The 12,895-nt window shown below is 38.9% G+C and carries 10 protein-coding genes; 9 read left to right on the forward strand and 1 reads right to left on the reverse strand.

All coding sequences use genetic code 11. The features are described 5' to 3' along the window. Nucleotides 1-228: 228 nt before the first annotated feature. From P0092_RS03170 to P0092_RS03180, 3 genes are read left to right on the forward strand one after another with little or no spacing between them, the layout of a single operon-like run. On the forward strand, nt 229-1,683 hold the full coding sequence (locus P0092_RS03170) for an FAD-dependent oxidoreductase (RefSeq protein WP_004618954.1): 1,455 nt from the start codon (nt 229-231) through the stop codon (nt 1,681-1,683). A 2-nt stretch (nt 1,684-1,685) separates the two neighbouring features. Beyond that, nucleotides 1,686-3,809 carry an FAD-dependent oxidoreductase gene (locus tag P0092_RS03175; protein WP_004618953.1) on the forward strand — a complete coding sequence of 708 codons (2,124 nt, stop codon included), beginning with the start codon at nt 1,686-1,688 and terminating at the stop codon, nt 3,807-3,809. Then, on the forward strand, nt 3,806-5,047 hold the full coding sequence (locus P0092_RS03180; RefSeq protein ID WP_276187065.1) for an NADH-ubiquinone oxidoreductase-F iron-sulfur binding region domain-containing protein: 1,242 nt from the start codon (nt 3,806-3,808) through the stop codon (nt 5,045-5,047). The genes P0092_RS03175 and P0092_RS03180 overlap by 4 nt, the downstream gene beginning before the upstream one ends. Nucleotides 5,048-5,183: 136 nt before the next feature. Here P0092_RS03180 and P0092_RS03185 read toward each other — a convergent pair whose 3' ends face one another. After that, a complete protein-coding gene (locus P0092_RS03185) occupies nt 5,184-5,681 on the reverse strand; it encodes a VOC family protein (protein WP_004618951.1) in 498 nt (165 codons plus the stop codon). A 426-nt stretch (nt 5,682-6,107) separates the two neighbouring features. On the opposite strand from P0092_RS03185, the gene P0092_RS03190 reads away from it, so the two are divergent. The 6 genes from P0092_RS03190 to P0092_RS03215 all read left to right on the forward strand — a co-directional run bounded on the left by P0092_RS03190 (nt 6,108) and on the right by P0092_RS03215 (nt 12,887). Then, the gene (locus P0092_RS03190) at nt 6,108-7,319 is read left to right on the forward strand and encodes a sugar ABC transporter substrate-binding protein (protein WP_004618950.1); all 1,212 of its coding nucleotides are present in this window, start codon (nt 6,108-6,110) and stop codon (nt 7,317-7,319) included. Between the two features lie 20 nt (nt 7,320-7,339). Further along, complete coding sequence (locus P0092_RS03195; protein WP_004618949.1) at nt 7,340-8,323, forward strand: ABC transporter permease subunit; 984 nt, start codon at nt 7,340-7,342, stop codon at nt 8,321-8,323. Then, complete coding sequence (locus tag P0092_RS03200) at nt 8,323-9,831, forward strand: sugar ABC transporter ATP-binding protein (protein ID WP_004618948.1); 1,509 nt, start codon at nt 8,323-8,325, stop codon at nt 9,829-9,831. The genes P0092_RS03195 and P0092_RS03200 overlap by 1 nt, the downstream gene beginning before the upstream one ends. Continuing rightward, nucleotides 9,828-10,808, forward strand: a complete 981-nt coding sequence (locus P0092_RS03205) for an ABC transporter permease (protein ID WP_004618947.1) — start codon at nt 9,828-9,830, stop codon at nt 10,806-10,808. The genes P0092_RS03200 and P0092_RS03205 overlap by 4 nt, the downstream gene beginning before the upstream one ends. Before the next feature lie 39 nt (nt 10,809-10,847). After that, entirely contained in the window at nt 10,848-11,822 is a 975-nt protein-coding gene (locus tag P0092_RS03210) for an aldo/keto reductase (protein WP_004618946.1), read from the forward strand. A gap of 93 nt (nt 11,823-11,915) precedes the next feature. Then, on the forward strand, nt 11,916-12,887 hold the full coding sequence (locus P0092_RS03215; RefSeq protein WP_004618945.1) for a flavodoxin family protein: 972 nt from the start codon (nt 11,916-11,918) through the stop codon (nt 12,885-12,887). Nucleotides 12,888-12,895: the final 8 nt, after the last annotated feature.

Here is a 12,895-nt window from a genome sequence, read left to right on the forward strand (position 1 = left end):
ATTTCAGATAAAGTATTCAATAAGTCTAAACAAAAAAATTAATAATATTACATAAAAATTAATATTTTTAGATGGAAAAGAAACAAAAATTGATTTAGTTCAAAAAATGATAGTATTAATAGAGAAAAAGAACTGCTGTGAACAAGAATATTGTCTGGTTTAAACCTATAATAAGAATAAATCAACTTACTATTATGTTGACATAAGAAAGTGGAAGGTGGGGATATATTGAAAATATATGAAACACAAATTGCTATAATTGCTGCCGGTCCTTCAGGTTTGTCTGCTGCTGTGCAGGCAGCGCAGGATGGCGCTAAAGTGATTTTGCTGGAAAAAGCAGCAACAATCGGAGGGGCGGCTAATATGGGAATGGGGCCGTTGGGAATTGGTTCACGCTATCAAAAAGAACAGATGATTGATCTATCTGTTGAAAAGGCATTTAATATGTTCATGGACTACACACATTATAATGTAGACGCACGCTTGATTAAACGCTATTTTTCACAGTCTGCTGATACAATTGCATGGTTGGAGGATATAGGTGTTGAATTTGAAGGAGCTTTTCGCTATTTTCCACAATCAGAAGCTACCTGGCATATTGTAAAAACAGATAAGGGAATAGGTCCGAGAGCAGCCTCTTTTATGAACAGAGCTTTATATGAGAAAGCGCTGGAATTAGGAGTAACAGTATTGCTGGAGCACCCTGTACAGGAAATACTGAAAAAAGATGGGAAAGTCATTGGTGTAACAGCAAAAGATCCATCCGGAGAGGAGGTACGCATCAACTGTAACGCAGCTATTATCTGTACCGGAGGGGCAGGGGCAAATAAACAGATGATTAAAGAAATGACTGGGCTGGAACATGGAAAAACAGTGTTTAACTTCGCTATTCCGGGAGTCGTAGGCGATGGACTAAAGATGGCTTGGGAGGCAGGAGCAGGCAGGATGCCGGTGCGTATTGAGGCCGCAGCGGATACAGGAGGCGGTGAAGCAGTAACAGCAGGGGTTACCAACATCATGCGGCAGCCGAATTTGCTGGTAAATAGGTTTGGAAAAAGAATTATGAATGAAGATTATATGCAAAACACTACTTATTTGAGTAATGTTGCCTGTCACCAGAAAGATAAAGTATGCTTCAGTATCGTTGATACATCGATAGTAAAATATTATATTAAAAACGGAGTAGATGTTACCAGTCTTGTGCAGCCTGATGCGGATGTATCTGATTTTTATGAAGGAATTGAAATGGTGATCAAGAACGGTTCAAAGAATTACTTTGTGGCGGATTCCATTGAAGAGCTGGCTGAAAAAGCAGGGATAGATGTGGAAAACCTGAGAAAAACCATAGACGATTATAATTATTTCTGTGACAGCCGTGATCAGGAATTCTTTAAAAACCCAAAATATCTACGTCCGCTGTTTAAGCCGCCTTATTATGCGGCTGCCATTCATCCGGGAGGATATGGTACTGTAGGCGGTGTGAGGATAAATGAAAACTGTGAGGCATGTGCCGATGATTATTTGCCTATTCCGGGCTTATATTGTGCGGGTGCAGACTCCTGCAATATTTATGATGACAGCTATATGTTTTTACTTCCCGGTAACTCTATGGGATATGCAGTAAATACAGGAAGAATTGCCGGAATGAGTGCGGCAAACTATATAAAAGGGGAGGAGGCATAAGTATGGCAGTCCTAACAATTGATGGAATTCAGCTTGAGGTACCGGAACATAAGGGTGTTTTAGAATGTGCACTTGAAGCGGGCATTTATATTCCACATCTTTGTCATCATCCGGATCTTCCGGAGAATGCCTCCTGCAGGATGTGCATTGTGGAAGTAGAAGGAACAGAAGGTGTTGTTCCCTCCTGTACATTACGTGCAAAGGATGGAATGAAAGTAAAAACAAAAAGCCAACGGTTGGCAAAACTACGTTCTTTGGCTCTCGAACTGCTTCTGGCAGGGCATCCCGAAGACTGTTCGACTTGCCCTAAATATGGAAATTGTGAACTTCAGACATTGATTCAGTATATGGGTGGTGCAGGAGCGGATATGAAGTACCGTGTAAAAGGCTTCAAAACACAAGAGGAAAATCCTCTGCTTGTCCATGATATGAACCGATGTGTGCTCTGTGGACGCTGTGTAAGGGCATGTAATGATTTGCGAGGGGTTGGAACTTTACAGTATCAGAAAAAAGATATGGAGACTTATGTAGGAACTCTGCATGACAAACTGTTAATTGATGCCGATTGCAGATTTTGTCAGGCGTGTTCGGAGGTGTGCCCGACAGGTTCCATATGTGACAAACTTATGATGGCTAATTCAGATAACAAGCCCAAGGAGGAGGTTGTCGTACCTTGCCGCGCAGCATGTCCGGCCCACACAGATGTACCTCGTTATATAAGGTATATCAAAGAGGGCAGGTTTAATGAGGCGGCAGCAGTTATCCGTGAAAAAGTACCATTTCCGAAATCACTGGGTCGTATCTGTACAAACGTTTGTGAATTTCAATGCAAGCGTGGTAATGTTAATGAGGCCATGGCAATAAGAAATCTGAAGCGCTATGCAGCAGATCAGGATACAGGAGAAATATGGAGAGGAAAGGGAAAACAGTTACCTGATTCGGGGAAGAAAGTCTGCGTTATTGGTGGAGGCCCTGCCGGAATGACAGCGGCATACTATTTGAGAAAGCAAGGTCATGACGTTACAATAAAAGAAGCATTGCCTACCATTGGCGGAATGATGTGTTATGGAATACCTGAGTATCGTCTTCCAAGGGAAATTGTGTCAGAGGAATATACTATTATTGAAGAGACAGGTATTCATACAGAAGTAAATACCAGAGTGGAATCGCCAAAAGCGTTGCGGAAAGACTATGATGCTGTATTGATGGCGATAGGGACACATAATGGTATTTCTCTGCCTATAGAGGGTAACGAGCTTGCAGGGGTATTGTTAAATACCGAGTTTTTGCGTAAGGCAAGTTTGCATCAGGAAACAGGAATTGGGAAAAAAGTTATTATCCTTGGTGGTGGTAATGTAGCTTTTGATTGTGCAAGAACAGCCAAGAGGCTGGGAGCACAAGAAGTACATCTTGCCTGTCTTGAGGCGAGAGACAAAATGACAGCTTCTGAAGAAGAAATACTGGAAGCGCAGGAGGAAGGTATTAAAATTTATCCTGCAAGGTCTTTTGAACGGATTACCGGTATTGATTCTGTAACAGGTGTTGATTTTATGAAGGTTTTATCTTTTGAATTTGATGCCAATCGCAGAGCAGTTATTAAAAAGGAAGAAGGGTCCGAAGAGCATATTGACGGAGATACGGTTATATTTGCTACAGGACAGCGTCCTGCTATTACGGAAGAGGCGGGTCTTGCACTTGGAAGGGGCAATTGCATTGCCGTAAGGGAAAGAAGTCTTATGACATCTGAAGAGGGTATCTTTGCAGCAGGGGATGCCGTATATGGAACTAAAACGGTGATTCAGGCAGTTGCATCGGGGCGTGAAGCAGCTATTGAAATTGACAGATATCTTGGTGGCGATGGAAATATTAGTGAAATACTGGCACCAATAGAAAAAGCAGATGGATTTATAGGAAAGCAGAAACAATTCGGATATGAAAAGAGAGCAACGGGACAGATTGTTGCTGCAGAAAAGCGGCAGGATAATTTTAAAGTGATGGATTACGGAATTTGCAGTGAAGATGTATGTCAAGAAGCTGGAAGATGCCTGCAATGCGATTTGCGTCTTCAGATAACTCCTCCAAGGCTGTGGGGTGACTTTAAAGGCAGAGAGGAGGACGTTGTATGACAATTTTAGAGAAAGCTCAAAAATATGGAAGAGAAGCTGTATTAAAAAAAATACAAAAGGCTGATATTCAGGAATATGGACTATATCATAGTTCGCTTTATCATAAAATACATACAATAAAGGAAGAATATTTCAGTGAGGATGGTCCCATGCGGGTGGCTGGTGGGCTCAATAATAATGACTTCAGACATATGATTCTTAAAATACTCAAGGATACACCGGAAAAAGTACTTCAGGGCTTGGCAATCTTGTCATGGCTGATGGAGGCCTCAGAAATGTTGTTATATATTCCGGAGGGTGAAGAAGGCTTAAAACAAGAAGTATTGAAAACAGCTCAAGAGTTGAAGATAGACGTTGATATTCGTACCGAAATTGTAGATATGCGCCTCATGAGTAACGGCTGCATTTGTCATATTGAAACATTGTGCATGCTTGCAGAAGCAGTAAATGATACCTATGTTCCCGGTACTTGGGTAAGCATACTGAAAATATCGGATTTCGGCTGCACTGAGCTAAGAGAAGCAGAGTATGTTAAATTCGGAACAAAAATAGGGTGTCTGGTTAAAATTGATGCAAATGATATAAAAGCGGTACAGATTGGCAGTAAGTTGTATGATGCTTCGGTTCTGGAGAAGGAAATTACTCCGGAGCTTGTCATGGGGGACGGAGTAATAACTATCTATGATAAGTCATGCTGTATGATTGCCCAAGCCGAGAAAGCTCTGTTGGAGAGCAGAAAAAAGAGCTGTGGCAAGTGTACCTTCTGCAGAGAGGGACTTAATCAGCTTTTTGTCAGGATAAATGAAATTACAAAGGGAAAAGGTGAATCAAATGGTCTGAGAATCATGGAGGATATAGGCGAAGCGATGAAATTTAGTACCATATGCTCTATAGGGCAGTATGGCAGTGCGTTTACATTGGATACTATACATCTTTTTTCAAATGAGTACGAGAATCATATCAAAAAGAAGAAATGTACTGCTGGAACTTGTCCTAATTTTATTAATGTTTATATTAATGCTGCAAAATGCGTGGGATGCGGGATATGCATCAAAAGCTGCCCGGTAGACTGTATAGAGGGGCTTCCGGGATATATACACATGATTGAGGACATAGACTGCACAAAATGCGGAAAGTGTATAGAAGTCTGTGAAGCAGGTGCCATTATTAAGACTATGGAAAAGGTTCCTGAACTTCCGGATAGGTTGACCCGCATAGGGCGTTTTAAAAGGTATTAGTATGTAACAAAAGCAGGCGAAACTTATTTTCGCCTGCTTTTGTTAAATAAAAAATGTGTATTGTGATATTGGAATATAAACAAAAAAGATTACCGTATTTTTAGCGGTAATCTTTGATGATATTATCTTAAACTGTTTATTTTTGTGGATCATAGTCAAGAGCAGGACGTCCCGGTGCGATATTTCTGTAGCATTCTACAATCAATCCGAGTTGATCTCTTAAATCCAAATAGGAGAAATCCATAAGATTGTTCATAGCCTGTCCACGTATCCAAGGTTCTTTGCCTGTTTTTTCTTTGTATTTTGCAAGAACATCATCGTAAGCATCTTCTGTAACAACAGCAATATGATGAATGCCAGGGCCATGTTCCTCAAGCCATTTCTTGTATGGTGTATCTCCGATTGGCTGTATTAATTCAAACTCCATTCCAAATCTGCGAAGGAATGCCATCTTTGATACTTCACCATCAAATGGTTGTCCGTCAATCTTTAAATCAGCTAAATGCCCTTGATTGGACATAACGGAAACTTCCCAAGGACCCATTCCAAATTCCTCTTCAAATAGTTTTACTGAGGCGTCTACGTCTTTAACGATAATTCCAATTTGTAATAATTGTTTAAATGCTGGTTTCATAATGTTACCTCCTGAATGAATTGTTATTATGGTGTTATCATATCGTTAAAAAAAAGACATGTCAATACTTTTTTTTATAAATTTGCAAAAGTAAAAAAGAAAGATATACAATAAAATTTGTATTTATATCCGAAGTAACTTAAAATTCCATATTGGCATATTGGAATACCAAATCTTACCACAAGAAATTTATACTTTTTATATCTTGTGTAAATAAGGTTTAGTAGGCTTTTCCAGTATTCAATGACTTTATTTTATATATTTACAAAAGTAATAAATTAAGATTGACAAATTAACATGCTTATGAAATAATAGAGACACATTATTTATTAATAGAATTAGAGGAGGGTAGTAAATTAAGAAAAAGTATAATAATAAACAAAGCACTTAATTTGTATTAATATTCGTAAAGGAGGAAGTTGTATTATGAAGTTAATGAAAAAGGCTCTGACGGTTTTACTAGTGGGTGCAATGTGTACTGGTCTATTTGGATGTGGTTCTAGTCAAAATTCTACTGATTCCACTAAAAAAGAAGGTGAGAACACAAGCGCTACAAGTACAAATGTAAAAACTGGAATGACTATTGCTCAGAATAGCTTCGTTGCTGGAGATTATGCATTTAGTACAATGGCAAAAGCCTCAAAGGTTATAGTAGAAGGAACCAAAAATAAATTTAAAGAATTAACTGATAATGCAAATATCAATAATGTACAATCTGATGTTGAGAATATGATTAACTCCGGAGTAGATGGAGCTTTATGGTGGGGCGTTCTGGATTCTTATTTCCAAGTTGGACCGCAGAACTTCAATAATGCCGGTAAATATTTTGCATTTTTTGATTGTGCGCCTTCAACAGCAAAAATACAGGATCCAATTAATAAAATGCAATATTATGCAGGTAGCTGTATCGGCAATGACGAAGAGTTTGGCAAACAGATGGCAGAACAGGCGCTTAAGGATGGATGTAAAGAAGCTATTGTATTTGCAAACGAAATTGGAAGCAGTGTAGCAAAACGTGCAGATAAATTTAAAGAAGTATTTGAGGCCGGCGGTGGAAAAGTAGATGAAATTTCTCATGTCGGTACTGCTGCAAATGCACATATTGAAGCAATACAGAATATGCTTGCTACTTATAAAAAGGCGGATTGTATTTATGGAGTATCTATTGCATATGCAACAGGCGCGTATTCCGTTACATCACAGATGCCGAATCGCAAGGTAAATATTTATGCCACAGATATTACTCCAGATGCGCTTAAGTATTTGAAAAATAATAATATTCAGGGTTTGAATGGCGGTGCATGGGTAAATGCATATGTTGCTTCAGCTTTGTTAATAAATGCAATTGACGGAAATACGATTAAAGATAGTTCCGGGAGCCCGGCGAATCTTGTTGTTAATCCTGTTGCTATCACACCTAAGCAAGCGGAGCTTTATGAAAAGTTCTGGATAAATGAAATGCCATATGCATATGACGACTTGAAGAATCTACTGTATCGCGAAAATTCAAAAGTTACCTATGATGATTTCAAGAAGTTTGTTGATGAATATTCTTTTTCAACTGTAATGGAAAATAAATTAAAGCAAGGCAAGGTTACTCAGAAAGAGTTGGATGATGCAGGCGTTAACTTGAAGTAACTTGAGAAGGGGTATACTATATGTCGGAAAATAAATTGTTTTTATCACAAGAAACACGACAGGGAAGAATAATAAATATGCTGATTTTTCCGGCAATATTCCTTGCTGTATCTGTCATCATGAATATTGCTATTAAGGGAGAATTGCTTACGCCTCAAAATTTAAGTATTATTATGGTCAACTGCGTACCTAATGTATTTGTAGCTTGGGGAGTAAGTTATATATGGTCAACAGGTCCTGATTTTTCAAGTGCTGCCAGCATGGTGCTGGCAGCACAGGTAGGCGGCATTCTTGCAGTAAATTTCCATCTTGGATATTTAGGCATGTTTGGAGGAAGCATAGTTACCGCTGTTGTTCTTCAGCTCATATCAACATTTTTGAGGCTAAAGCTTAATATGCGTCCATGGGTGATTGGGATTGCTATGTGTTTGATTTATGAATCATTTGGAATTATGTATGCTACTGTATGTGCTGCAAAAGGGCAGGAAACGGTATCATTGCCGGTAGGTATGTGCTCGGGTATCATAAAGATGCCCCAGATTATTATTTTGTTGGCTGTCGGACTTATCTTTATGTATTTGATACATACAAGAACAAGTTTTGGTATGAATTATCGGGCAATTTCCTGCAACGAGTATATTTCGGAATCTATGGGCATCAAGCGTACAAAAACCATCTACATCGGAGTTGGTATTGGTGCAGTGATGCTGGCGATTGCAGGAGCCCTTACAATGATTTTAAGCAGCCGTATAACAGCACCATCAAATCTTGGAAGTTTTGCAACTATATCAAAAGGCTTGTGTGCATGGCTTTTATCAGCAGGTATGGACAAAAAGGTCAATCCTCCTGTAGCAATTTTTATAAGTGGTTTGTTTATTGCGATTATATTTAATTTCTTTACCAGACTTGGAGTACCTCAGGGCACTTGGTTGGATACAGTACTTGGAGGATTTATATTACTGTTTCTCTGTTTGGCATCACGTGCGTCAAAGGAGGATGTTTAATGAGCCAGAATGAAATTATTTTTGAAGCAAAAGGAATAAATAAATATTTTGGCCCTACTCATGCAAACCGTGATATTGATTTTGCAGTAAAGCGGGGAGAAATCCATGCATTAGCTGGTGAAAATGGTTCAGGTAAATCCACATTGTTAAGCATAATTTGCGGAATTCAACAGTGTGATATTGGAAGTATGGTTATAAATGGTGAAGAATATTCACCAAAAAATCCAATTGAAGCAAATGCAAAGAAAATAGGATTTGTTGTTCAGGAATTAGGTCTTATCAATACTTTATCCGTTGCAGTGAATATGTATATCGGACGTATGGAAAAGTATAAAAAGTTTGGAGTCCTCAATATGAATCGGATTTATGAAGATGCCAAAAAGGAACTGAAAAAGTATGATTTCGAAGCTATTAATCCAAGATATCCTGCGGGAGCTCTGTCTGTTGAGAATAGGAAAATTGTTGAGGTAGTAAAAGCACTATCAGTTGCACCTGATATTCTGATACTGGATGAGACAACGCAAGCATTATCATATGATAATCGAAAAAAGTTATATACAATCATTCAGAAAGCAAAAGAGTTAGGAGTAGCTGTTTTACTTGTAACACATGATCTGGAGGAAATGGTAGAATTGGCGGACACTGTTACTGTTCTCAGAGATGGTGCCGTATCGGCTAATCTGTCCGGAAGTGATATTACTGTAGATAAAATCAGGACTGCGATGGTAGGACGTAAAATGGTAGGTAGCTATTATCGTACCGATTATGGAGTGCCAATAGATGATGAAGTTACACTGCGTGTAGAGAATTTGTGCGTAAAAAATTGCTTCGAAAATATTAGCTTTGATTTACATAAGGGAGAAATTTTGGCACTTTGCGGATTATCTGATGCAGGAATCCATGAAGTGGGAAAAGCATTAACAGGTGTAATAAAACCTTCATCAGGTAAAGTTCAAGAAATGGAGAAAAAAACGTTCATTAAAAACCCCGGAGACGCAATTGCTGCTAAGATTGCATATGTTCCAAAAGACAGAGATCGTGAAGCTCTTATGATGAATACAACTATACGAGCTAATCTCTATATGCCATCTGCAAAGGAACTGGCTGGAAAGCTAAGATTTATATTACCTAGAGCCGTTTCAAAATTAGCAAAAGATGCTTCTGAAAAGTTTAATGTACGGTGCCTTGGGATTGATCAGGCAATAAGTGCACTGTCTGGTGGAAATAAGCAAAAAATAAGTATTGGTAGATGGCTCATCAAGGATTTAAATATACTGGTTATGGATTGCCCTACTCGTGGGGTAGATGTATCAGTTAAACAATATATTTATAGTTTGATGCAGGAACTGAAGGCAGAAGGAAAATCTATGATATTGATTGCAGATGAAATGGCAGAAGCAATCGGTATGGCGGACAGACTGTTTGTTATGAAAAATGGAAAAGAATCCGGTATTCTTGAAAGAAGTGAGCAACTTACGGAATCACAGGTAATTGAGGTGATGATATGAAAAATAAAATTAGAATCCCTTGGGGGAGTTTTGCACCGGCACTTTTTATATTATTTCTTATAACAGTCTTTGCTGTAATAACCGGTGGAAAATTGGTACAAGCCAATACACTTAAATCTTTATTGACACAGTCTATCGGATATTTGATAGGTGGTCTTGGAATGATTTTTGTTATGGCACTGGGAGAAATAGATATGTCGCTTGGTGTCAATATTGCCTTTTCTTGTACGACTGCCTCAATGCTGGTTGGGGATAAGGGGTGGCTTGCAGTTGTTTTAGTGAGTCTTGTTATAGGTGCATTGGTTGGAGGCATTAATGCATTTTTTGTTTCAGTGTTTCATGTACAGGGCTTCATGGTTACAATTGCTCTGCAAATTGGACTTAGAGGAGCTATAAAAGGATTGTTTTTATTATTGCCGGAGGGGCGTATAGCATTTTCTCCAGAAATTCTAGCGTTTAATACATTATCAATAAAGCTAACTATACTTCTGATTGTTACAATAGTTGTTATATATCTTATGGAATTTTCGACTTTTGGAAGCTGGCTGAAGGCGGTTGGAGAAAATGAAGTATGTGCTTATATAACGGGAATTCCGGTAAAAAAGATTAAGGCAGCAGCATATATCTTATGTGGTCTTTTTACAGGTGTTGCAGCACTATTTATGTGCAGCCGTCAAGGCGGTGTGACAAGTGATACCGGTTCAGGGTTTGAAATGACAGTAATGCTTGGAATGTTTTTAGGCGGTATCCCTGTAGAAGGTGGTATGGAAACAAAAGTATACAAAGCAATTATTGGTATCCCCTGTCTTATTATTATTCAGAGTGGATTAACAATACTTGGTGTAAGTGCCGGTATTTATCAGTTTGTAGAAGCTGTAATTCTATTGGCAGTAATTATAATGTCACATTTCTTTAAAGATTATTCAAGAAAGCGTGATGATAAGATTATGGCACAGATTTCTTTAGAGAGTAAGTAAATGTAATTATAATAACATATACAAAGGAGATTAAAAAATATGGAATACTCAAAATTTAATTCGATTGACAAGAAAGTGAGCCGCTTTATCGTTGGTACTATGTCGATAGTTGACAAGGAAGACCTTAAAGAAGACTTTGAAAGACTGGATACCGCAGTAGAGATGGGCATTAACACTCTCGATACTGCGATGGGATATGGAAGGGGTACAACTGAAATAGCTCTTGGTAAGTATTTCAAAAGCAGAGGAAACAGAGATCAAATTTTCCTGATTAGTAAAGCTTGCCACCCGTCACCATGGAGAACACGTGTAAATACGTTTGATTTGGAAGCAGATTTAAATGATGCACTTGTAAAAATGAATACAGATTATATTGATTTATATATGCTTCACCGCGATGATGTTACCAAACCTGTAGGACCTATTATAGATACGTTGTACAAATATTATAAAGCCGGAAAAATTCTTGGTTATGGTGTTTCAAACTGGACTGTTGAAAGAATAGAAGAAGCCAATAATTATGCAAAGGCTAATAATATGCCTGCACTTATTGTATCAAGCCCAAATTACAGCTTGGCACAGCAATACGCAGAACCATGGGCACCAGGATGTATTACAATCAGCGGACCTGAAAACAAAAAGTCTCAGGATTGGTACATAGCTAATCAAATGCCTGTGCTTGCATATTCCAGCATGGCACGTGGTTTATTCTCAGGAAGAATAACTCGTGAACAGTGGTTGAACCGTCCGGAGGAAATTGATCCTGTATGCATGAAAGCATATTGTGGTGATACAAACTTTACCAGACTTGAACGTGCTGAACAGTTAGCAAAAGAAAAGGGTGCATCCATTCCTCAGATTGCACTTGCTTTTATCCTTTGCGGTGAAATGAATGTATTTCCAATAATAGGTGCTGCTAATAAAGAAGAGTTGACATCCAGTATCGGATCATTGCTTGTAAAACTTACCAAGGAAGAAGTAGAATGGTTGGATTTAAAAAGAGATAACAGATAAGTAAGTGTTAAAATAGGTGATACTACTAAATATGAAATAGCATCACCTGTTTTAATATTGGAACATCTTTAAACGAGACAAGGTAGGTGTAAAATGAAAGTACTTGGAATTTCTTTTGGAAGAAAAAATGGCAATTGCGATATTCTAATGAAGCAAGCACTTCTAGGTGCAATAAAAACAGGTGCAGAAGTAAGCTTTATGAATACCTGCAACTTGAAAATTGACCGGTGCACAGGATGCGGTGCTTGTGACAAGGTAAGGGACAGAGGCGGAATGTCTCTGTGTGTACTGAAGGATGATTTTTTGTTCGTACGTGAAGCGATTATGGATGCGGATGCATTAATGGTAGCGGCTCCTGTATATTCAGTAGGACCGACAGGCCAGTATAAAAATCTTGTGGATCGTATGGGGGCATCTCATGACCGTGCAGCTCTGTTGAAAGAAAATCAGAGAAGGCGTAGTCTTGGGTGGGGCGAGGATAAAATGTTAGATCCCCGGGTATTTAAAAATCGTCCGTTTGCTGTGATTTCAGTAGGAGGTGCCCGCACAGAAGGATGGACATCCCTGGGACTTCCAAACCTGCATTTGCTGGGATTTTCAAATCAGATGATACCGGTGGATCATATTAATGCATACGGAATGGGAGATAGAGTTAATCCGGCCTTTGATGAAAAATTTATGAACCGTCTTTTTAAATTGGGAGAAAATGTGGCAGGAGCAGCAGGTATGCCGGAAGAGCAGATAGAATGGAAAGGTGATGATGCGGGTATGTGCCCAACGTGTCATTGCAGGCATCTGTTCATAAAGAGCGGAACAGAGGTGGAATGTGCTGTCTGTGGTTCGGCAGGAACTCTGAGGATTGATGGCGGAGAGATAAAGGTTGATTATACGGAAGAGGAAATAAAACGCTCAAGGTATCATATGGGCGGGTTGCTAGAGCATCAAGAGGAAATTTCCGATATGATGGTGAATGTCTCAAAAGTACTGGCAAAGCGTGGAGGAGAACTGGAGCAATTGTTATCCCCTCTAAAGGACATACCGGAGATAAAACCGACAAAGCTTTGAGAAATCCT

The sequence above is a fragment of the Ruminiclostridium papyrosolvens DSM 2782 genome (assembly GCF_029318685.1).
Classification (GTDB): Bacteria; Bacillota; Clostridia; order Acetivibrionales; family DSM-1351; genus Ruminiclostridium; species Ruminiclostridium papyrosolvens.

Excerpts from the sequence above, each read along its gene's own strand:
- P0092_RS03210 (WP_004618946.1), top strand. The coding sequence starts at position 10,848 with ATGGAATACTCAAAATTTAATTCGATTGACAAGAAAGTGAGCCGCTTT.
- P0092_RS03195 (WP_004618949.1), top strand. The coding sequence starts at position 7,340 with ATGTCGGAAAATAAATTGTTTTTATCACAAGAAACACGACAGGGAAGA.
- P0092_RS03215 (WP_004618945.1), top strand. The coding sequence starts at position 11,916 with ATGAAAGTACTTGGAATTTCTTTTGGAAGAAAAAATGGCAATTGCGAT.
- P0092_RS03180 (WP_276187065.1), top strand. The coding sequence starts at position 3,806 with ATGACAATTTTAGAGAAAGCTCAAAAATATGGAAGAGAAGCTGTATTA.
- P0092_RS03190 (WP_004618950.1), top strand. The coding sequence starts at position 6,108 with ATGAAGTTAATGAAAAAGGCTCTGACGGTTTTACTAGTGGGTGCAATG.
- P0092_RS03175 (WP_004618953.1), top strand. The coding sequence starts at position 1,686 with ATGGCAGTCCTAACAATTGATGGAATTCAGCTTGAGGTACCGGAACAT.
- P0092_RS03205 (WP_004618947.1), top strand. The coding sequence starts at position 9,828 with ATGAAAAATAAAATTAGAATCCCTTGGGGGAGTTTTGCACCGGCACTT.
- P0092_RS03185 (WP_004618951.1), bottom strand. The coding sequence starts at position 5,681 with ATGAAACCAGCATTTAAACAATTATTACAAATTGGAATTATCGTTAAA.
- P0092_RS03200 (WP_004618948.1), top strand. The coding sequence starts at position 8,323 with ATGAGCCAGAATGAAATTATTTTTGAAGCAAAAGGAATAAATAAATAT.